The organism is Saccharospirillum sp. ABV4_185 (genome assembly GCF_056159245.1).
Genome location: NZ_JBSWUW010000001.1, coordinates 1,408,326 through 1,429,570, shown reverse-complemented (window position 1 = coordinate 1,429,570; position 21,245 = coordinate 1,408,326). Strand labels below are relative to the sequence as shown.

Genomic DNA, 21,245 nt, shown 5'->3' with positions numbered 1-21,245 from the left:
TTTCACCATGACAGGGATTCAGTCACGGAAACTGCTGCGCCATCGCCTGGAAAAACAGGTCGCCGGCACCATTCGCCGCGCCCGCCGCCACACCACCATCCTCTTTACTGATGTCGAAGATTCCACCCGCTACTGGGATAACCAGGGCGATGTGCGCGGCCGTCTGGCGGTCGATCTGCACAACCGCCTGGTGTTTCCGGTGGTCAAACGCTACGGCGGTAAGGTGATTAAAACCATCGGCGATTCGGTCATGGCCACCTTCCGCAAACCCAGCGATGGCGTTCGCGCTGCCATTGGTATTCAACAGGCACTGGCGGCCGAACGCACGCGCAACCCCGACTTCCACCTGAAAGTTCGCATCGGTTTGCACGCCGGCGAAGCGCTGGTGGAAAAGGGCGACGTTTACGGCAATGCGGTCAATACGGCGGCACGCGTGGAATCCTGCGCCGAAGGCGACCAGATTCTGATTTCCGGTACCACCTTGAAGCAGCTCGGCAAGGGCGCTCAGCAGCGTTACGCCATCGAACGCGGCGAGCGCATCACACCGCGCGGGCAAAAACGCGCCATGACGTTGTATCAGGTCGGCTGGACGCAGCTGGAGGAAAACCTGGCCGGCGATATCGATCCGGACCAATGGATGACGCCACGCGACAAAGGCCGACTGCTGCTCTACGCCCTGGGCACGCTAGCCGGGCTGGGCTGGCTGTTTTTCGACCTGGGTCGTTACCTGCTGCTCGATTGGGACCAGGTCGCCACCTTGGTGCTCAATCCACAACAGATTCTGACGCATCCCGGGGTTGTCGCTGCGCTGGCGCTGGCGGTGCTGGCATTGGTGATGACCCTGGTGCGACTGCAGCGTCGGCCGGTCGGCATGCTGCGCGCTTTGCGCGGCAGTTTCAGTTTCAGTCTGGCTTTGGTCGTGGCGCAGCTGGCCATCGCCTTCTGGCCGACGGTCTGGACGCCGCCGCATCACTGGCAGCAACCGCTCTATGAGTCCGACCATCTGTTTGTCGAGGTCCAGGCGCCGCGTGCCTGGATTTACAGCGAACCCAACGAAAGTGCCGAGCCGCTGCGCGAAGTGCGGGCCGGCACGCTGTTGCTGTTAGCCGATGTCCGGCAAAGCGAAGCCTTAACCTGGAACCGCGTGCTGATCGACGCTGAGCAATACGGTTGGATCGTACGCGTGCTGCCGGCGCGCATCGGCGTACCGGAAACCCGGGTCAGCCTGACCGACAAATTCTATCTGCGCTGGACCGACCTCTATGCGTTGGCGGCCGGCCTGGTTGGTCTGCTCTGGGGTCTGATCGGTTTCCGACTGCGGCCCATCTGAGTCCGCGGCAGCGGCCGTTCGGAGTCAGAGCATCAACAGACCGCGGCTGATGTAGACCACGCCGACCACAATCAACACCCAACGGGTGTAGCGCCGGAACTGCTGATCATCGAGACGATGCAGCACTTCCGCGCCCAGGCGCGTGCCCATAAAGGCCGCGGGAATCACCGCCACATAAACCCAGACCGGAATGCCCAATGATTGCGGCTGGGCGAACATCAGCGAGCCATAAAAAGTCAGCTTCATCAGATGACCGCTGGTCTGGGTAATCGCCTTGGTGGCAACCACCTGATAGCGATTGAGCTTGGCGTGCACAAAAAACAAATCCAGCAGGCTGCCCGCCACGCCAACAAACAATTGCCCACCGGTCACCAGGGCGCCACAGACCACCGACTGTATAGGCCGGGTCACGTCGAGTTGCCACGACCTGGGCAGCACATTACCGAGTAACGCCATCAGCCCCAGGCCGATAAAGAACCACGACTTGGGCACTTCAAACCAGAGAAAGAAAAACAGCCCCAGCACCACCAGACCGCCGAGCACATACCAGCGCAAAACGCCCCAGTGAATATGACGCCGATGCAGCCAGGCGCGACTGCCGTTGGCGGCAATCTGCGTTAAGGCGTGCAACACCATGGCGCTGGCCAGGGGCAGCAATAACACCAGCACACCCATCAAAATGATGCCGCCGCCCATGCCTAAAATACCGGACAAAAAACTGGTCGCGGCCATCACCGCAACAATGCCAAACCACATAGCCTTCCCTCTGTCTTGTTTGCAATGCCATCCAACCTGGCCAGGGCCGATGGCAGGGGCTCAGTATCGACTGGGCAGACCCCCGAAAATAGCGAATAATTGGCCATTATTAGTTTCCATTTAGGAATACCATGTTCAGTCAATTGGAGGCGCTGCTGGCGCTGGTTCACTACGGGACTATGAGTGCAGCGGCCTTGTCATTGCGCATCAGTCAGTCGGCCGTCAGCAAACGCATCGGTCAACTGGAACAACAGTTGGGCAAAGTGCTGGTTCGCCGCCAGGGACGACGCGCTGTGCTGACCGCCGAAGGGGAAGCCCTGGTCGCCGAAGTCGCGCCACTGATGGCCGATCTGAAAACCGTACTCAGCCAGCGGCAGTCGGGCACGCGTGAGCAAATTGCCATCGCCGTGTCGGAAGCCATCCTCAGTTCCTGGGGTGCACCCTTGCTGGTGCAACTGCGCGATGCCATGCCGCACGCCGATCTGATCGTCCATACCCACCGCTCACCGACCATTGTCGATCGGGTACTGGCCGGTACTTATCCCTTTGGGCTCTGCGCTGGCGAGCTGCCCAACCACACCGGTCTGATGGTGGAACAGTTGCTCGATGAACCGCTGATGCTGGTCGCCAGAAATGGCGACCGGGCGGCGCTGGAAGCAGAACGGGCCAGCAGTGAAGCCTTGCCGATCATCTGCATCGAAGAGAAATCGCACACCTGGCGCGGTATCGAACAGCACGCCCGGGCGCTGGGACTGGAACCGAAATGGCCGGTGGAATCGTCGCTGGCGGCAACGCGACTGGCGTTGTCGGGCTGGGGTCATGCGCTGGCGCCGCGCGGTATTGCCCGGCTGTTAGCGGACGACAGCGCCTGTATCGATCTGGGTAAAGCCGGGCTCAGTCGCCCGGCTTATTTGATTTGTCGCAAACAGGTTTATCACCAGAGCAGCGGCCAGGAACTGCGTCAGGCACTGACGCGCCTGATGCCGGCGTTAGGTGCGTAAAATCCCCACCACCAGACGGCCGGCGAGAGCGATCAGAATGACGCCGAACACCCGCTCCAGCCACAGGCTGCTGCGCCGCAACGCCGCCATCCAACGCGGATTGGAGAACAGCCAGACCACCAGCAAATACCAGCAACCATCGATGATCATGGCCGTGGCTGCATAGGTCAGCTTAGCCACAAAGCTGGTGTCCAGACCCACCACCTGAGAGAACAACGCCAGAAAGAAGACCGCGATTTTGGGGTTTAAAAACACCACCAGAAAGCCATCACGCGCCGAACTGGCCTGACTTGGCCCGGCCTGAAAATCACTTTCCGACGCCGGCCGGGCGCGCAAACCCTGAATGCCCAGCCAGACCAGATACGCCGCGCCACCCCATTGCAGCACGGCAAAGGCCAGCGGCGAAGCGGTAATAACAGCCGCGAGACCAAGAATGCTCAACAGCGCGTAGAAGCCGACGCCCAGACCGTGCAGCAATGCGACGGTTACGCCATTGCGACGGCCACCGGTCAGCGTATGGCGCAACACCACCGCCAGAGACGGCCCGGGCGACATCGCGCCGAGCATGCAAATTCCGACCACGGCCAACCAGGTTGCCCAACTCATAGGGGTGTCTCCATAAAGTGAATCGCTAAAGGGTGCTGCCATAAAGAAGGGCGACTCTACCCCAGGGCTGTCAGCGCTGTCATCCGACTGTCGTCCCACTGTCATCTTTGATCACTAGGCTCTGCGGCCACAGCCATTCAAACAACGAGAATCCCATGCCTACTGTGACACACCGTCTTGCCAGTGCTTTGCTGGCCTTTGCTTTAACCGGCGTTGCCTTTGCCGAATCAACGCTGTCGATCGACATTCTCGGGCGCCACACCAGTGGCATTCTGGGCGAAAGCGCCGCCGAGATTGTGTCCTACCATCCTGCTTCCGGCTACGCCTACATGACCAACGGCGCCACCGGCCAGATCACCGCCATCAACCTGAACCAGTTGCCCACCAGCGCCGCAGCCGACCCGCTGCGCTTGAGCAACCTGCGCGCCCGCGCCGGTGATCTGCCCAGTTCGGTGCGTGTCGCCACACCCGGTGGTGGGATTCGTCGCATCGATATTGGCGGCGCCAACAGCCTGGCGGTGAACAACGACCTGCTGGCCATCGCCGTTGAACACGACAACAAAACCGAAGCCGGGGCCGTGCTGTTCTATCGCCTCAACGAAGACGGCGACACGCGCTTCGTTAAAGGCGTGCTCGCCGGCGCGCTGCCGGATATGGTGACTTTCTCACCCGACGGTCGCTTTGCACTGGTCGCCAACGAAGGTGAGCCGCGCAGCGATTATCTGCGCGACCCCGAAGGCAGTGTCACCGTCATTGCCATCGACAACGGCATGCCGGCTGATCTCGGCATCCAGCTCGACTTCACCGCCTTCGATCACAACCTGCCAGCGGACGTACTGGTCGGCAACAACCCGAGACCGCAAGTCATTCGCGCATCGCAGGACATCGAGCCGGAATACATCAGCGTCAGTGCCGATAGCCGCACCGCCTTTGTCTCGCTGCAGGAAAACAACGCCGTCGCGCGCATCAGCCTGACCGGCACACCGCGCATCACCGCCGTGTTGCCACTCGGCTTTAAAGACCACGGCCGCCCGGAAAATGCGCTCGATGCCGACAAGGACGACGAGGCTGCGGTGCTGCGCAGTTACGCCAACCTGTGGGGCACCTACCATCCGGATACCATCGCCAGCTACAGCGTCGCCGGCCAGGACTACTTCGTCACCGCCAACGAAGGCGATGCGCGTGAATACATCACGGATGCCGACAGCGCTGCCGACTGCAGCGGCACCTTACCCGGGGCCCAGTACGATTTTGATGCAGACGACGGCTGCCTGGTGTACACCGATGAAAGCGAAATCGGCGATGCCAACCTCGACCCATCGCTCGCGCACCTGAACGCCATTGCCGATCTGAAAATTCAGGCCGGCCGCGGCGACACCGATGGTGATGGCGATCTGGATAAGGTCTACGCTTTTGGTGCCCGTTCCTTCTCCATCTTCAGCGCCGATGGCGAGCTGGTGTACGACTCCGCTGATCTGCTCGAACGCGTCACCGCCGAAGCCTACCCAGAGTTCTTCAACACTACCGACGATGCGCTGGAAATCGACGACCGCAGCGACAACAAAGGCCCGGAACCGGAAGCCCTGGCGCTGGGCCAGGTGGGTGAGCGCATGCTGGCCTTTGTCGGTCTGGAACGGATGGGCGGCTTTGTCGTCGCCGACATCACCGATCCGCGTAACGTCGACTACCTGCAGTACATCAACAACCGCAACTTCAACGCGGCGCAAGCCACCGACGACGGCGACGTCACCGATGCCACCCTGGCCGATGCGGGCGATCTGGCCCCGGAAGGCATGGCTTTTATTCCCGCCGATATCAGCCCCATCGGCGACGCCCTGCTGGTCGTCGCCAACGAAGTCAGCGGTACCACTACCGTTTATCGCATTCGCGATTAAACAGCGCTGAGTTCACTCCAAACCCGGCCCAGCGCCGGGTTTTTTACGTTCAGTGCAGTGTTAGAACTGAGAACCCAGGTTGACTCCTTCCAGCTTTTATTGAGAATGCTTATCAAATTAAAAATGAAACTCTGTTGGAGACAGCACGATGCGAGCACTGACCAAAGCCATCTGGATGGCCATTCCCCTCGCCGGTAGCCTGGCGGTAACTTCGGTCCAGGCCGACGAAGTCAACATTTACTCCTACCGCCAACCCTTTCTGATCGAACCCCTGCTGGAGGCCTTCACCGCCGAAACCGGCATCGAAACCAACGTCGTCTACGGCGATGGTCTGGTTGAGCGGATGGAAACCGAAGGTCGCAACAGCCCGGCCGATGTGCTGATCACGCCCAACACCACCATCCTGATGAGTGCTTACAACAAAGGCCTGACCCAGGCGGTCGACAGCGCTGTGCTGACCGACAATATCCCGGCCCAATACCGCGCCGAGGATAACCACTGGTTCGGTCTGACCACCCGGGCGCGCATCATCTATGCGTCCAAAGAACGCGTCGAACCCGGTGAGATCACCACTTATGAACAATTAGCCGATCCCGAATGGGAAGGCCGGCTGTGCACCCGCAGTGGCAAACACAGCTATAACCTGTCGCTGTTTGCCTCGATGATTGCCCACCACGGCGAAGACTACACCCGCGAATGGCTCGAAGGCGTCAAAGACAATCTGGCGCGTCGCCCCCAGGGTAACGACCGTGCTCAGGTCAAAGCCATCTACGAAGGTGTCTGTGATATTTCATTGGGTAACTCCTATTACTTCGGTGCCATGCTGACCAACGAAGAAGCGCCGGAACAACAGGATTGGGCGCGCTCCGTTAACCTCATCTTCCCCAACCAGGATGATCGCGGCGCCCACATGTTTATCTCCGGTATCGCGCTGTCCGAACACGCGCCTAACCGCGATAACGCCGTCGCACTGATGGAGTTTATGGTCAGCCCGGAAGCTCAGTTCCTCTATGCTCAGGACAACTTCGAGTTCCCGGTCCGCCCGGGCATCGAACGCTCTGAACTAATCAACGAATACATGGGTGAGTTCAAAGAAGACCCGCTCAGCCTGACCACCATTACCGATCACGTCGACGAGGCTTCGCGCCTGGTCGATGAAGTGGCTTACGACTTCTAATGCTGTGACCGGCACCCAACCTACGCTGACGACTGCGGCCGTCAACGCCATGCCCAGCAATCGCCAGTCGCTGGGCCAGAATCGTCTGGCCCGGCGCTGGCGTTTTGCGGTGATCATGACCGCTGCCCTGGTGCTGTTGCCGGTGGCCTCGGTGTTTTATCTGGCGCTCTTTCCCAGCCACAACATCTGGGCGCACCTGGTCGATACGGTACTGTTCTACTACCTCGATGCCACGGTGCGATTGCTCGCTGGCGTCGGTCTGGTGGCCTTGCTGATCGGCGTCAGCACCGCCTGGCTGGTCAGTACCTGCGACTTCCCCGGGCGCCGTTTTTTTGAATGGTCGCTGCTGCTGCCGTTCGCGGTACCGGCCTATGTGATCGCCTTCGTCTATACCGATCTGCTGGAATACGCCGGCCCCGTTCAGGCCACACTGCGCGATTGGTTTGGCTGGCGCACCATGCGCGATTACTGGTTTCCGGAAATCCGCTCCATGGGTGGCGCCATCGTTATGCTGGCGCTGGTGCTCTATCCCTATGTGTACCTGCTGGCGCGCGCGGCTTTTGTCGATCAGGCGCACGCCATTCAGGCCGCCAGTCGTTCACTCGGCTGTACGCCCTGGCAGAGTTTTCGCCGCGTTTCCCTGCCCATGGCACGACCGGCCATCGCCGTCGGTTTATCACTGGTGTTGATGGAAACGCTGAACGATTTCGGCACCGTCGATTACTTTGCCGTACGCACCCTGAGCATTGGCATTTACGACACCTGGCTGAACCAGTCGAACCTCGGCGGCGCCGCCCAGATTGCCAGTTTGATGCTCGGCTTTGTGGTGCTGTTGATTGCGCTCGAGCGTTTTGCCCGGCGCCGACAAAAGCATTTCACCCAGGTTGGCCAGCCTGGTGACACCGCTCGCTATCCATTGAGTGGCCTGCGGGCCGGTTTGGCTTTGATGGTTTGTACCTTACCGCTGATCATCGGTTTTGTAGTGCCGGCACTGCGCCTGTCGTACTTTGCGCTGCGTGGTTTTGGCGCTTATTGGACGCCGGACTTTATTCAGTTATCGCTGAATTCTTTGCTGCTCTCGGCCAGCGCCGCCGCAGTAACGGTCGCTCTGGGTCTGTTGCTCGCCTATGGCAAACGGCTGTTTCCAGGCCGGGGTTTAAACACCAGCGTCGGCCTCGCCAAACTCGGCTACGCCATGCCCGGCACGGTGCTCGCCATCGGCGTAATGATTCCGCTGGCCGCTTTCGATAACGGCATTGATGCACTGCTGCGTAATACGCTGGGTATTTCCACCGGTTTGATTTTAAGCGGCACCCTTTTCGCGCTGATCTTTGCCTATTCAGTGCGTTTTCTGGCCGTCGCCGCCGGCGCCGTGGAGTCGAGTCTGGCCAAGGTAACACCGGCGATGGATCGCGCCTCGCGCTCCCTCGGTCACAACAGTCTGCAAACGCTGTGGCGCGTCCACCTACCCTTGATTCGCCCCGGTTTACTGACTGCGGCCTTGGTGGTCTTTGTTGATTGCATGAAGGAATTACCGGCCACCTTGATTTTACGGCCGTTCAATTTCGATACGCTGGCCACGCACGTCTATCAGTTTGCTTCGGATGAAAAACTCGAAGCCTCAGCGCTGGGCGCACTGTTAATCGTGCTGGTGGGGTTGGGGCCGGTGATTCTGCTGAGTCGTTCGGTGCGGCAGAAGTGATAGGGGAGATGGGAGACGCCAGTAGCGAAATCCAGCCCGGGCTTGCAACTGTATTCCGTCATTCTGCCCCTCCAACTTCACTCCGTCATCCCGGCCTTGAGCCGGGATCTCGGAATTAAATCACCGCTGCCTGGCGCGAAGCGGTGCGCTCAAAAGCCACCAACTGACTCGGCGCAAACTGGACTTGCACGCTGTCGCCCAAAACCTGCGCCCGTGATGGCAGCAGAGCCTGAACCTCGCTGCCGTCGGCCAGTGCCAGACGCAGTCGAATCTGAGTGCCAAGAAAAGCACGGCTCAGAGGGCGCGCTGGCACGCCATCCTGAGTTACCAGTTCAACCTCATCCGGACGCACATAGACTTCAAGCTCGGTACCGACCGGCCAGTCAGCCGTGGTCATTACCTCGCCCAGAGCGGTGCGCACCCGACCGACGGCCACTACCGTTCCGGCAATAAAATCACCATCGCCGACAAAGCGCGCAACGGCCGGTGTTGCTGGCTGATGGTAAACCACATCCGGGGTGTCCCATTGTTGCAAACGGCCTTTGTCGAGCACGCCCAGTTTGTCGCTGACCACAAAGGCTTCTTCGCGATCATGAGTCACCAGTATGGCGGTGGTGCCGGCAATCTTGAGGATTTCGCGCACCTCGGCAGACAGGGTGCGACGCAATTCGGTATCGAGATTGGAGAAGGGTTCGTCCATCAGCAGCAGGTCAGGTTGCGGTGCCAGTGCTCGCGCCAGCGCCACTCTCTGTTGTTGTCCGCCCGATAATTCATGCGGATAGCGCTCGCCAAAACCCTCGAGTTTGACCAGCGCCAGCGTATCGGCAACGCGTCGCGCGCGTTCCGCTGCACTTAACGAACGCAACCCAAAGCCGACGTTGCCAGCCACGGTTAAATGCGGGAACAGCGCGTATTCCTGAAACACCATGCCGATGCCGCGTTGCTCCGGCGGCACCGAATCTTCTTCGGTCGCAATGCTCCGACCATCCAGTTCGATACAGCCGCCACTGGGCTGGGTAAAACCGGCGATGGCATGCAACAGGGTGGATTTGCCGCAACCGCTGGGACCGAGCAATGCACAGATTTCGCCACGCTCCACCGTCAGCGACAACGCATCAATAACGAGATTGTCACCATAACGGCACTGCAACTGATCCAAGCGTAACAACATGGCATTTTCCCAAACCGCGTGAACGCAGCAGTGTAAAACAAAGCCGCTGCGCCAACCACGAGCAGGGGACGACAAAACCTAAGCGGAGCGCTAAGCTGTGCGCCCTTCGCCCACTGTGTTTGTTGGAGTTCCAGCCATGGCCGACCTGTACCGCGCCCACCTCGACACCCTGATGCAACGTTACCAGGCCAGCCTGGAACGCTGCGGTTTTGATGCCGTCATCATCAGCGCCGGTGTGGCGGAAAAGGTACGCGACGACGACCATGCCTATCCCTATCATCCCGGCGCTTTCGCCCAACAATGGTTACCCGAAGCCATCACCCCCGGCACCTGTTTGCTGATTCGCCCGGGCGACACACCGCGTCTGTACTGGCCGGCACAGGCCGATTTCTGGCATCTGTCACCGACCGCACCAAGCGGCGACTGGACCTCACATTGGCAATTGCAGGGTGCAGCCGACCTTAATGACTGGTTACCGGCCGTATCCGGTCGCCTCGCCTGGATCGGTCCGACGCATCCGGGCCTGAAAGACTCAACCAAAGACGTTGAGTTAAACCCGGCCAATTTACGCTCAGATCTCGCTTTTGACCGCGCTTACAAGACCGAATTTGAAGTCAAACAACTGTGGCAGGCCAGTCGCAAAGCCGTGCCTGGCCATCGCGCCGCCAGCGACGCCTTTAACGCCGGTGCCAGCGAAGCGGAAATCTACGCTGCCTTTCTTGCCGCCAGCGGTCAGTTGGAAAGTCTGGAGCCTTACCCGGGCATCATCGCGCTCAACGAAAACGCCGCCACCTTGCATTACGAGCGCCGCCTCTTTACTAAGCCACAACAACATCGCAGCCTGCTGATCGACGCTGGCGCTCAGGTCGGTGGTTATGCCAGCGACATCACCCGCACCCAGGGTCAGGGCTCAGCCAGCTTCGAAGCATTGCTCGCAGCCATGGAAAAATTCGAACTGGATTTATGCGCCGCTGTGCGTCCGGGCTTGCCGATGGCTCAGTTGCATCAGCAGGCGGTCGAAGGCGTCGCTGGTCTTTTGAAGGAGCTGGATCTGTGTCGCCTAAGCGTCGCAGAGCAATTGGAAAAGCGCGTACCCCAAGCATTTTTCCCGCACGGTCTGGGTCATCTGTTGGGCTTACAGGTGCACGACATCGGCGGCCATCAACAGGATCGCGCCGGCACCCTGGCGCCGAATAAAGATGCGCCCTTCCTGCGTCTGACGCGTACTTTGGAAGAAGGCATGGTACTGACCATCGAACCCGGTCTGTACATCATTCCGATGCTGCTCGATCAGCTGCGCGCTCGTGGTGACATGGGTTTGAACGAAACGGCAATCGCCGAACTGCGTCCCTGGGGCGGCGTGCGCATTGAAGACAACCTGGTGGTCACCGACACAGGCTCGCGCAACTTAACGCGCGAGGCCTTCGCCGAAATTGTCTAGGGAGCACTTCTTAACAAGGGCTACGGCCATTGCGCTGCGAAGTGCGTTGGTGTGCCGCATCACTTGCGGCAGAACGTTTTAGCTCGCACCGAGCCCTGGAGGAGTGGTTCACAGGCTCCCTAAAGCCAACCGCTGAACTGGAAGCCGATGCCCAACGTCTGGGAGCGTCTTCTGTAGTCGATCAGGCTTTCACCATAACCATCGAAGTAATGCACCCGGCCACGAATGTGGTCGGAGATGGGGAAGGTCCAGCCGGCCTCTATGGCGCCGCGGTTATGTTCCAGATCGAGGTTATTACGCGCCGTCAGCGAGAGGGTGTTGTACTCGCCCACCCAGGCGGTGGTGAAATCGAAGTGCCCCAGGTAATCGAGAATATCCGGGTTGTCATCAGCCAACGGATCGTTCTCAAAACGCGGTTCCGGGGCCGGTATGCGCAGCCAGGGGCGGAACTCGAAATGCAGTCGATCTCGTTCCCACTGGGTTTGCAGAATCACCCGGTTCCAACTGCGCGAGTCTTCACCACTGCGGCCGTTGGATTCGTGATTCAACGACACCGCATTGGACACATTGGTAAAGCCGAGCAGATCGAAATCGTTGGCGAAGGTCAGAATCATTTCCGGTTCGTGGTTGGTTTCACGAAACGGCGATGACAGATCAAAGTTGTAGGCCTGCCAGAACGATTTACCGGTGTAGGCAAACGCCAGATTGCCGTGATCACCGATCAGACCATCAACAACGATCACCTTCAGACTCAGCTGAAACTGAATTTCAATGGGCTGAAATTCGCCGTTACCCGGCACCTGGGCGGAGTCGTCATCGAAATCGGAATAATTCACCGGCATTAAATAATTGGGCCGATGCGGCAACAAACTGAACGGATTGTTCAATACCAGCCGCTCCATTTCGCGGCGCTGCTGTAACGGCGTATCACTGGTTTGCGCCGTCTCGCCTTGTTCCCGTGCTTCACGGGCACAGTAGTTACGAACGTTGCCAGCGCTGAGCATATTGGAGGCACTTTGCGTCAGACGAATCAGGCAGGTCTCATAGGCCGTCAGTGATGACGACTCTTCTTGCTTTTCCTGCTCAGTATCTTCCGCTGTGGGCGTATTTTCTGCCGCGACTGGCATAACCACTGGCATAACGACGGCCAGCAGGCCAAATGCCAGCGAGAGGAAACCTCTGAAGGCTGGCCGGACGCCAAATTTCAACATTGAGTGGGTTATCCTAAGAATCAAATTGAGGCAGCACCCTACCAGAGTCTAAGCACGCCGTTTCGAACAAGCGCACAATTTTTGACCACAAAGACAAGATACTGCTTCGATTGGTGTCGATCTTGCTTTACAGCAACACTATCACGCCGGCCAACATAACCACCGCCCAACTCAAGCGATGGCGCAGATAGCCTTCATTAAGTAACAACGAACCCAAGAGCACGCTGAACAAGACGCTGATTTCCCGGGTCGGCGCCACATAAACCAGGGGCGTAAAGGTCATGGCGGTCAACACCAGAATATACGCCAACGGACTGAACACGGCGATGCCGACCACCTTCCAGCGGTGCGCCTGCCAGACATCGCGCACCGACGACCAGCGTCGCACAGCGACCGGCGTGAGTATCAAGGCACGCACGATGTTGGAGCCGTAATCCAGCAGCAACGGTGGGATCAGCAAGGTAGCGACTGCGTGGGCGTCCCAGAGCGTGTAGCTGCCAATCAGCAAACCGACCAGAATACCAAATCCCATGGACTGAAAGGTTGGTTGTGATGAACTGCCCGGCTTGCGGCTTAAATTCAGCACGCCAAATAAAATCAGTGCAATGCCAGCGGCCATCCAGGCACTCAGATGTTCGCCAAAAAGCAGCACCGCCATAACGGTGGAAATCAACGGGCCGGTGGCGCGAGCCGTCGGATACACCACCGACAGATCACCCACTCTATAACCCTGTTGCAGCAGCAAAAAATAACCGATGTGGATCACCGCGCTGCCAACAATAAAACCGATTTCCAGCCAGCCCCAGCCGCGCCAGTCCCAGGCAAAATACACCGCCAGCGGGAAATAAATAATGACGGTCAGAAAAGAAAACAGCCAGGTTAAAGCAGCATCACCATTGATGCGTTTCAGCAGGAAATTCCAGGTGGCGTGACACAGGGCAGCAGCAAAAACGAGTAAGAAACCAGCGAGGGACATAACAACTCCAAAGCAAAAATAGATAGGCGTGCGCGAGCACCCCTAACCATCCCCTCGAGTCTTTTAGTCCATCAGGTGTCTGCCCGGCTTGGCATAGTACGGCGCTCGGTCCAGGCTCGAAAAACGACGGAACCCTAGCCGTATATGGGTAGGTGACCGCTAGGTTACCACCCTGTCATCAAAGCGTCACGGACGCAGACCGTCGAGCAACAGGGCGGTTAAATTGCTCAACGTCTCATCAAAGAAAGCAGGATCATCCAGAGTACGGCCCGCGACCGCTTCGATCTGCACGCGGAAATCGGCGTAATGTTGCGTCGTCGCCCAGATGGAAAAAATCAGATGGTAGGGTTCAATCGGTTTGAGTTTGCCCTGATCAATCCACGATTGAATAACGGCCACCTTGGCTTGCACGCGATCGTGTAATGGCTGTTGTAATTCGGCCAATAACAGCGGTGCGCCCTGCAGAATTTCCATACAAAACAACCGCGATTCTTCCGGATTATCGCGCGAAAATTCCAGCTTGATGCGCAGGTAATCACCCAGCGCTTCGAACGGATCCTGCTCCTCACTGAAACTGCTCAACGGCAATAACCAGACGCGCAACAACTCGCGCATCACCTGCACATACAATTCTTCTTTAGTGGGGAAGTAATAGAGCAGATTGGTTTTGGAGACGTCCGCTTCCTGAGCGATCTGATCGAGGCTGGCGCCGTGCAGGCCGTAGTGGGAAAAGGTGCGTAGCGCCGCATCCAGAATGGCCGCGCGTTTTATTTCCTGATTGCGCTGACGACGTTTAATCGACGCTGCCGTCGGCGTGCGCTTGGGTCGGTCTGCCGCAGTGGCGGTCTTGTCGTTCAACGCTGTCTCCTGCCGGTTTCGCGGGCCTCATTCTAGCATCGACCACCAAGCAGTCGGCCAGCGTCTTATCGGTTATTGCATCGAGTGTTTATTGCACCGCCATGGTTCGCGCTGGTGGATTTTTGCACAAACCATGTGCTCTAAGTTAGACCATTTGGTCCAACTTAATACACCAAAAATTGATAACCAATTGATTTATATCAATAAAACAGAGTTGGCCGGCTTTCTGCAATGTGCTACCGCATTCGCATCCAGACGAGGACGTAGCATCATGAAGGTTGGCGTATTTATCCCCATCGGCAACAACGGCTGGCTGATTTCCAAAAACGCACCGCAGTACATGCCGTCGTTCGAATTGAACAAAACCATCACCCAACGCGCCGAGCATTACGGCTTCGACTTCGCGCTGTCGATGATCAAGCTACGCGGCTTCGGCGGCGAAACCGAATTCTGGGATCACAATCTGGAATCCTTCACCCTGATGGCGGGCCTGGCTGCGGTCACCAGCAAGATTCAATTGTTCGCTACCGCCGCTACCCTGACCGTGCCACCGGCGATCGCTGCGCGCATGGCCTCGACCATCGACTCCATTTCCAATGGTCGTTTCGGCATCAACCTGGTCACCGGTTGGCAGAAACCGGAATACTCGCAAATGGGCTTGTGGCCGGGCGATGAATTCTTCGCTTACCGCTACGATTATTTAACCGAATACGCCGAAATTCTTACCGAGCTGTGGCAGACCGGCAAAAGTGATTTTAAAGGCGATTATTTCCAGATGGACGATTGCCGCGTCAGCCCCAAACCCAAAGGCCCGCTGCAGATTATCTGCGCCGGTCAAAGCGACGCCGGCCTCGCCTTCACCGCCAAGTACGCCAACTACGCCTTCTGTTTCGGCAAGGGCGTGAACACGCCAAAAGCCTTTGCACCCACCGCCGAACGACTGGTCAAAGCCGCCGAAGCATCGCAACGCGACGTTAAAGCCTGCCCGCTGTTTATGGTCATCGCCGATGAAACCGACGCCGCTGCCCGTGCCAAATGGGAAAGCTATAAAGAAGGCGTCGATGAAGAAGCCGTTGCCTGGCTGGGCGTACAGGGCGCCGCCGATACCAAATCCAAGGGCGACACCAACGTGCGCCAGATGGCCGACCCCACATCCGCCGTCAACATCAATATGGGCACCCTGGTCGGCTCCTATGAAAGCGTGGCCGCCATGCTCGATGAAATCGCTGAGGTCAACGGCACCGAAGGCGTAATGCTGACCTTCGATGATTTTGTTCAGGGCGTCGAGAACTTTGGCCAACGCATTCAGCCGCTGATGAAAAGCCGCCAGCACATCGACATTGAGGCGGAGGCCACCGCATGAGCATCGAAGCCAAAGCCAGCGGCTACGCCTTAAGCAGCAGCAGCGACAATGCCATCACACTCGACGCCAAGCCGGAACCGATTCAACTCAAGGCCAGCGAGACGGCGGTCATCGTCGTCGATATGCAAAACGCCTACGCCAGCAAAGACGGCTATCTCGATAAAGCCGGCTTCGATGTGTCAGCCACCGGTCCGGTGATCGCCAACATCAACAAGACGCTGAGCACCGCACGCGCTGCCGGCATGACGGTGGTGTTTTTCCAGAACGGCTGGGACCCGCAATATCGCGAAGCCGGCGGTCCGGGTTCGCCCAACTGGTACAAATCGAACGCCCTGAAAACGATGCGCAAAAACCCCGAACTGGACGGCACTTTGCTGGCGCGCGGCGGCTGGGATTACGACCTGGTCGATGCGCTGAAACCCGAACCGAGCGATCTGGTGTTGGGCAAAACTCGCTACAGCGGTTTCTACAACACCCCGCTCGACAGCCTGTTGCGCGCCCGCGGTATTCGCAATCTGGTGTTTACCGGCATCGCCACCAACGTCTGTGTTGAATCGACGCTGCGCGATGGTTTCTTCCTGGAATATTTTGGCGTGGTGCTGGCCGATGCCACTCACCAGGCCGGACCGGAATCGATTCAGGCAGCATCGCTGTACAACATCGAAACCTTTTTCGGCTGGGTGTCAGACGTTAATACCTTCTGTAAAACCTTCGCCACCGAATCCACCCCAACGGCTGCGGCCGCCCACTGAACGAGGAAATTTCCATGCCTAAGAAAGCTGTGATTCCCGCCGGTACCAGCACGCCCATTGCCCCCTTTGTGCCGGGTTCCATGGCCGACAACGTGCTGTACGTATCCGGCACGCTGCCGTTCGATAAAGACAATAATGTGGTTCACGTCGGCGACGCCGAAGCTCAGACCCGTCATGTGCTGACCACCATTAAAGGCGTCATCGAAACCGCCGGCGGCACCCTGGACGACGTCACCTTTAATATGATTTTCGTCAAAGACTGGGCCGATTACGCGGCAGTAAACAAAGTCTATGCCGAGTTTTTCGCCGGTGAGAAACCCGCGCGTTACTGCATTCAGTGCGGTCTGGTAAAACCCGAAGCGCTGGTCGAAATTGCCAGCATCGCCCACCTGGCATAACCCAAAGCAGGCGCATGATGTATTTGGAAATCGTCGGGCAATTGGAGGCAGATCAGACGGTGGTGCTCAGTTCGGGCCTCGGTGGTTCGGCACGTTTCTGGGAACCTCAGTTAAGCACCCTGACCGAGCGTTACCGGGTGGTGCTGTATGATCAAGTCGGCACCGGGCGCAGCCCGGCTGAACTGCCTGAAGGCTACAGCATCGCCGATATGACCGATGAATTGATCAGCGCTCTTGATGACGCCGGTATCGACGACTTTCATTTAATTGGCCATGCACTGGGCGGCCATATCGGTTTAACGCTGGCGTTGCAACAGCCGCAGCGATTGCGCTCTTTGGTAGTGATTAATGGCTGGCATCAACTCAGCCCGCACACCCAACGCTGTTTTTCAGTGCGCCGGAAGATTCTCGATGAAATTGGCGCGGCAGCTTATATCGAAGCCCAGGCGCTGTTTCTGTATCCACCGACTTGGATCGACCAGCACGCCGACCAGTTGGCAAAAGAAGATGTGCAGATGCTCAGCCATTTTCCGCCGGCCGATAACCTGCGTCGTCGGCTGGAAGCGGTACAAGGCTTTGCTATGAACGATGAACAGCTGGCGCAGATCGAAGCACCCACTCTGCTGATCGCCAATCGCGACGACCTGCTAGTGCCCTGGACCTGCTCGGTGCGACTGGAGCAAAAACTGCCCCGGGCACGACTGGAATTAATGGACGTTGGCGGCCATGCCAGCAGCGTTACACAGGCGGAACGCACCAATGCCTTGCTTGTTGAGCATTTGACCCGATTTTCGCACCTTCCACTTAACGTCAACTAAGGATTGTTATGTCCAGCTCACTCGACTCCGCCGCCCTGAAACAACTTTTTACCGAAGCGCGCACCCATAGCTATTGGCAAGACAAACCCATTGCCGACAGCGTGCTGAGCGAATTGTACGAGCTGACCAAATTCGGCCCGACCTCGGCCAATTGCAGCCCGGCTCGATTTATCTTCGTGCGCACAGCCGAAGGCAAAGAACGCCTGAAACCGGCGATGTCTGCGGGCAACCTGGAAAAAACCATGGCCGCACCGGTAACTGTCATCGCCGCTTACGACAACCAGTTTTATGAGCAATTGCCGACGCTGTTCCCACACGCCGACGCCCGCTCCTGGTTCACCGGCAACGAAGCCTTTGCGGCGCAAACCGCCTTGCGTAACGGCTCGCTGCAAGCGGCTTACCTGATCATGGCGGCGCGCTCGCTGGGACTGGATGCCGGCCCGATGTCCGGTTTCGATGCCACCAAAGTCAAAGAGGAATTCCTCGATGGCCGCGACTGGACGGTGAATTTCCTGATCAACCTCGGCTACGGCCAGACTGAAAAATTGCACGATCGCCTGCCGCGTCTGAGCATCGACGACGCCTGCGAATTCTGCTGAAACGATCTGACGACTGGATAGGAGAATGCCATGAACGCGCCCGCTGCAGCCGCGACTGAATTAGCGCCTGAATTGAATTCCAAAAGCTATCGCGATGCCATGTCGGGTCTGGCGGCGGCGGTTAACGTCGTCACCACCGACGGCCCCGGCGGGCGCGCCGGCTTCACCGCCACGGCCGTGTGCAGCGTCAGCGACCAGCCGCCGACGCTGCTGGTCTGCCTCAATCGCAGCGCCTCTGCCTTCCCGGCGTTCGAGCAAAACGAGGCACTGTGCGTGAACACCCTCACGGCCGATCAGATGAGTCTGTCGAATCTGTTTGGTGGCAAGACCGAAATGGACGAGCGCTTTGCCGCAGCCAACTGGACTGAAGGCGAATCCGGCGCACCGGTGCTCGATAACGCCCTGGTCAGTTTCGACTGTCGCATTATCAAGCGCGTCAGCCTGGGAACGCACGATACGTTGTTTTGCGAAGTATTAGGTGTGACAGCGCCGCAAAGCACTGATGGCTTGCTGTATTTCGATCGCGGTTATCATGGTATGAAACGGCTCTGAGCAGAGCCGTTATTTCACGCCCTGCAAACAGGCAATCGCCCGCTCCAAGCCGCCGACGCTGAGCGAAAACATCCGGTTGTCGGCCAGTTCACGCACCATATTAATGCTCTGCGTATGACCCCAAAAACGTTCCGGGAAAGGGTTTAACCACACCAGCCTTGGAAAGTGCTGCGCCAGCCGGTCAAAGCTGGCCGCGCCCGGTTCCACATTCATAAAATCGATGCTGCCGTAGGCGGCGGCAATTTCATAAGGCGCCATGGCGGCGTCGCCAACGAAAATCACTTTGTAATCGGAACCGTAAGTCCGGATCACTTCATCCAAAGAGGTGACGGCTTGTCGATGCAGGCGGTTATCGGTCCAGACATGGTCATAAATAAAGTTGTGAAAATAAAAATGCTGTAAGTGTTTAAACTCGGCACGGCAGGCTGAAAACAGCGTTTCACAGACCTGCACATGTTCGTCCATCGAACCACCGACATCGATAAACAGCAGCACTTTAACGGCGTTGTGTCGCTCGGGTCGCATCTTGATATCAAGCATGCCGGCATTACGGGCGGTGGAACGAATGGTATCATCGAGCGCCAGTTCTTCCTGCGCGCCGGTGCGCGCAAAGCGGCGTAATTTGCGCAGCGCCATTTTCAGATTGCGCGTGCCCAGTTCAACGCCATCATCCAGGTTGCGATACTGTCGCTGCTGCCAGAGTTTAACCGCCCGGCGCTGACCACCTTTGCCACCGACGCGCACGCCTTCGGGGTTATAACCGCCATGACCGAACGGACTGGTGCCGCCGGTACCAATCCAGCGGTTACCACCTTCATGGCGTTCACGCTGTTCATTAAGGCGTTCTTCCAGCGCTTTCATTAACGCTTCGAGCCCACCCATAGCTTCGATAGTGGCACGTTCTTCGGCACTGAACTGGCGCGCCAGTTCCAAGCGCAACCAGTCGTCCGGGACTTCTTCGCCAAATGGATTGGGCAATGCTTCAAGGCCTTCGACAAAGTGCGCAAAGGCACGATCGAAACGGTCGAACTGAGTTTCATCTTTAATCAACGTCAGCCGTGACAACTGATAAAAATCATCCAGATCGAAACCCGCCAGCCGCGCTTGCAGCGCCTCGATCAACACCAGTAATTCTTTGGGTGTGACCTTGATGCCGTGTTGGCGCAGCGTGGAGAAAAAACGAATCAACATGGGGTTAGGCGCCCGAACGGCGACTCATAAAGGCCAAGCGTTCCAGCATGCGCACGTCTTCTTCGTTTTTCAGCAGCGCGCCGTAGAGCGGCGGCAGTGCTTCACGAATATCTCCACCTTTTAATGCCTGGGCGGCAATGCGATCACTGGCGAGCAGTTTTAACCAGTCGATCAGTTCAGAGGTTGACGGCCGTTTTTTCAAACCGGGCACATCGCGCACTTCAAAGAAAACTTCCAAGGCATCGCGCATCAGTTCCGCTTCAATGTTCGGAAAGTGCACTTCGACAATGGCTTTTAAGGTCTCGGCATCTGGGAACTGAATGTAGTGGAAAAAGCAGCGCCGCAAAAACGCATCCGGCAGTTCTTTTTCGTTGTTTGAAGTGATGATTACCACCGGGCGTTGCGTTGCTTTGATGGTCTCGCCGGTTTCATACACATGGAATTCCATGCGGTCGAGTTCGACCAATAAATCGTTGGGAAATTCGATATCGGCCTTGTCGATTTCATCGATCAACAATACCGAGCGTTGTTCGCTGGTAAAGGCTTCCCACAATTTTCCAGGCTTAATGTAGTTATGGATATCGTGCACCCGATCATCGCCCAACTGGCTGTCACGCAAACGCGATACCGCATCGTATTCGTACAAGCCTTGTTGGGCGCGGGTCGTCGATTTGATGTGCCACTGCACCAGCGGCATACCTAAAGCCGCGGCGATTTCTTCGGCCAACATGGTCTTGCCAGTGCCGGGTTCTCCTTTCACCAACAGCGGGCGTTGCAGGGTGACGGCAGCATTCACAGCAAGGCGCAAATCGTCACTGGCAATATAACGGTCGGAACCTTCGAAGCGGGACATAGACATCTCTCGATTAAAGCGATTTGTGATAAAAACTCAGTGTCTTTTCGGTCTCCCGATCGGCATTAACATCCTGCCAGGGGAAACGCGCCTTTACGCCGGGTAACCGTTGATAACCATAACGTCGCCAGATTGAATCCAGCGACTGATAATCGTCCGGTTTTAACGGATGATCATCGGGCCGATCCACCGCGCAAAACACCACCTGATTCAAACCCAAACGCCAGGCCTGAGCTTCGCGCTCGGCGAAGAACTGTCGGTAGATGCCGCGCCCGCGATAAGCCGGCAACAACACAGACTCGGCACAATAAAAGACCTCGTCGACATCAAAACCCGCCTCGATTAACGGCTGACGAAAAGCCGCTTCTTCATCGCCCATCGCCAAGCCGGTTGCGGCACCAACGGCTGTCTCGCCATCGAGTACTAACACACAGATGGCGCTGTCACTTTCAACGTAGGTTTGCAGATATTGGCGCTCGTAATCGAGTGAGCCGTTATACAAATAAGGAAAGTCGCGAAAAACCTGAATACGTAACTGGGCAACATCACCGAGCCAGAATTCCAGCTCGGCGCCCATGCAGGTTCTTGTTGTTAT

The 21,245-nt window shown here is 57.7% G+C and carries 21 protein-coding genes; 12 read left to right on the top strand and 9 right to left on the bottom strand.

The features are described from left to right. Positions 1-7 precede the first annotated feature (7 nt). Positions 8-1,330: an adenylate/guanylate cyclase domain-containing protein gene (locus ACXAE6_RS06625; RefSeq protein WP_475145968.1), complete on the top strand. Its 1,323-nt coding sequence runs from the start codon at positions 8-10 to the stop codon at positions 1,328-1,330. A 24-nt stretch (positions 1,331-1,354) separates the two neighbouring features. Here the strand turns inward: ACXAE6_RS06625 and ACXAE6_RS06620 are convergent, their stop codons facing one another. Further along, entirely contained in the window at positions 1,355-2,086 is a 732-nt protein-coding gene (locus tag ACXAE6_RS06620) for a TSUP family transporter (RefSeq protein ID WP_475145966.1), read from the bottom strand. 131 nt (positions 2,087-2,217) lie between these two features. Here ACXAE6_RS06620 and ACXAE6_RS06615 point away from each other — a divergent pair, with 131 nt between their 5' ends. Beyond that, a complete protein-coding gene (locus tag ACXAE6_RS06615) occupies positions 2,218-3,087 on the top strand; it encodes a LysR family transcriptional regulator (protein WP_475145964.1) in 870 nt (289 codons plus the stop codon). On the opposite strand, the gene ACXAE6_RS06610 is transcribed toward ACXAE6_RS06615, so the two are convergent. Next, on the bottom strand, positions 3,076-3,693 hold the full coding sequence (locus ACXAE6_RS06610; RefSeq protein ID WP_475145961.1) for a LysE family translocator: 618 nt from the start codon (positions 3,691-3,693) through the stop codon (positions 3,076-3,078). The genes ACXAE6_RS06615 and ACXAE6_RS06610 overlap by 12 nt on opposite strands. Positions 3,694-3,848: 155 nt before the next feature. Between ACXAE6_RS06610 and ACXAE6_RS06605 the strand changes: the two genes are divergently transcribed. From ACXAE6_RS06605 to ACXAE6_RS06595, 3 genes are all read left to right on the top strand, one after another. Beyond that, positions 3,849-5,588, top strand: coding sequence for a choice-of-anchor I family protein (locus ACXAE6_RS06605; protein ID WP_475145958.1), 1,740 nt, complete (start codon positions 3,849-3,851; stop codon positions 5,586-5,588). 148 nt (positions 5,589-5,736) lie between these two features. Beyond that, the gene (locus ACXAE6_RS06600) at positions 5,737-6,765 is read left to right on the top strand and encodes a Fe(3+) ABC transporter substrate-binding protein (RefSeq protein ID WP_475145955.1); all 1,029 of its coding nucleotides are present in this window, start codon (positions 5,737-5,739) and stop codon (positions 6,763-6,765) included. Positions 6,766-6,814: 49 nt separating this feature from the next. Next, a complete protein-coding gene (locus ACXAE6_RS06595) occupies positions 6,815-8,467 on the top strand; it encodes an ABC transporter permease (protein WP_475145952.1) in 1,653 nt (550 codons plus the stop codon). 115 nt (positions 8,468-8,582) lie between these two features. On the opposite strand, the gene ACXAE6_RS06590 is transcribed toward ACXAE6_RS06595, so the two are convergent. Further along, positions 8,583-9,638, bottom strand: coding sequence for an ABC transporter ATP-binding protein (locus ACXAE6_RS06590; RefSeq protein WP_475145948.1), 1,056 nt, complete (start codon positions 9,636-9,638; stop codon positions 8,583-8,585). Positions 9,639-9,774: 136 nt separating this feature from the next. Between ACXAE6_RS06590 and pepQ the strand changes: the two genes are divergently transcribed. Continuing rightward, complete coding sequence (gene pepQ / locus ACXAE6_RS06585; RefSeq protein WP_475145946.1) at positions 9,775-11,079, top strand: Xaa-Pro dipeptidase; 1,305 nt, start codon at positions 9,775-9,777, stop codon at positions 11,077-11,079. A gap of 119 nt (positions 11,080-11,198) precedes the next feature. On the opposite strand, the gene ACXAE6_RS06580 is transcribed toward pepQ, so the two are convergent. The 3 genes from ACXAE6_RS06580 to rutR all read right to left on the bottom strand — a co-directional run bounded on the left by ACXAE6_RS06580 (position 11,199) and on the right by rutR (position 14,124). Next, on the bottom strand, positions 11,199-12,290 hold the full coding sequence (locus ACXAE6_RS06580) for a phospholipase A (protein WP_475145943.1): 1,092 nt from the start codon (positions 12,288-12,290) through the stop codon (positions 11,199-11,201). Between the two features lie 127 nt (positions 12,291-12,417). Then, positions 12,418-13,266: an EamA family transporter gene (locus ACXAE6_RS06575; RefSeq protein ID WP_475145940.1), complete on the bottom strand. Its 849-nt coding sequence runs from the start codon at positions 13,264-13,266 to the stop codon at positions 12,418-12,420. 186 nt (positions 13,267-13,452) lie between these two features. Beyond that, positions 13,453-14,124: an HTH-type transcriptional regulator RutR gene (rutR, locus tag ACXAE6_RS06570; protein ID WP_475145939.1), complete on the bottom strand. Its 672-nt coding sequence runs from the start codon at positions 14,122-14,124 to the stop codon at positions 13,453-13,455. Positions 14,125-14,395: 271 nt separating this feature from the next. Between rutR and rutA the strand changes: the two genes are divergently transcribed. Genes rutA through rutF form a run of 6 tightly spaced genes read left to right on the top strand, consistent with a single transcriptional unit; the run spans position 14,396 to position 18,606 of the window. Beyond that, positions 14,396-15,487, top strand: coding sequence for a pyrimidine utilization protein A (rutA, locus tag ACXAE6_RS06565; RefSeq protein ID WP_475145938.1), 1,092 nt, complete (start codon positions 14,396-14,398; stop codon positions 15,485-15,487). Next, on the top strand, positions 15,484-16,239 hold the full coding sequence (gene rutB / locus ACXAE6_RS06560) for a pyrimidine utilization protein B (protein ID WP_475145937.1): 756 nt from the start codon (positions 15,484-15,486) through the stop codon (positions 16,237-16,239). Before rutA ends, rutB begins: the two co-directional genes overlap by 4 nt. Positions 16,240-16,253: 14 nt before the next feature. Then, on the top strand, positions 16,254-16,637 hold the full coding sequence (gene rutC, locus ACXAE6_RS06555; RefSeq protein WP_475145936.1) for a pyrimidine utilization protein C: 384 nt from the start codon (positions 16,254-16,256) through the stop codon (positions 16,635-16,637). Between the two features lie 14 nt (positions 16,638-16,651). Next, positions 16,652-17,455: a pyrimidine utilization protein D gene (rutD, locus tag ACXAE6_RS06550; RefSeq protein WP_475145935.1), complete on the top strand. Its 804-nt coding sequence runs from the start codon at positions 16,652-16,654 to the stop codon at positions 17,453-17,455. A gap of 8 nt (positions 17,456-17,463) precedes the next feature. After that, positions 17,464-18,054, top strand: coding sequence for a malonic semialdehyde reductase (locus ACXAE6_RS06545; protein WP_475145934.1), 591 nt, complete (start codon positions 17,464-17,466; stop codon positions 18,052-18,054). 30 nt (positions 18,055-18,084) lie between these two features. After that, positions 18,085-18,606: an NADH-dependent FMN reductase RutF gene (gene rutF, locus ACXAE6_RS06540; protein WP_475145933.1), complete on the top strand. Its 522-nt coding sequence runs from the start codon at positions 18,085-18,087 to the stop codon at positions 18,604-18,606. 9 nt (positions 18,607-18,615) lie between these two features. On the opposite strand, the gene ACXAE6_RS06535 is transcribed toward rutF, so the two are convergent. From ACXAE6_RS06535 to ACXAE6_RS06525, 3 genes are read right to left on the bottom strand one after another with little or no spacing between them, the layout of a single operon-like run. Continuing rightward, complete coding sequence (locus ACXAE6_RS06535; RefSeq protein ID WP_475145932.1) at positions 18,616-19,797, bottom strand: vWA domain-containing protein; 1,182 nt, start codon at positions 19,795-19,797, stop codon at positions 18,616-18,618. Positions 19,798-19,801: 4 nt separating this feature from the next. Then, the gene (locus ACXAE6_RS06530; protein ID WP_475145931.1) at positions 19,802-20,650 is read right to left on the bottom strand and encodes an AAA family ATPase; all 849 of its coding nucleotides are present in this window, start codon (positions 20,648-20,650) and stop codon (positions 19,802-19,804) included. 13 nt (positions 20,651-20,663) lie between these two features. After that, on the bottom strand, positions 20,664-21,227 hold the full coding sequence (locus ACXAE6_RS06525) for a GNAT family N-acetyltransferase (protein ID WP_475145930.1): 564 nt from the start codon (positions 21,225-21,227) through the stop codon (positions 20,664-20,666). Positions 21,228-21,245 lie beyond the last annotated feature (18 nt).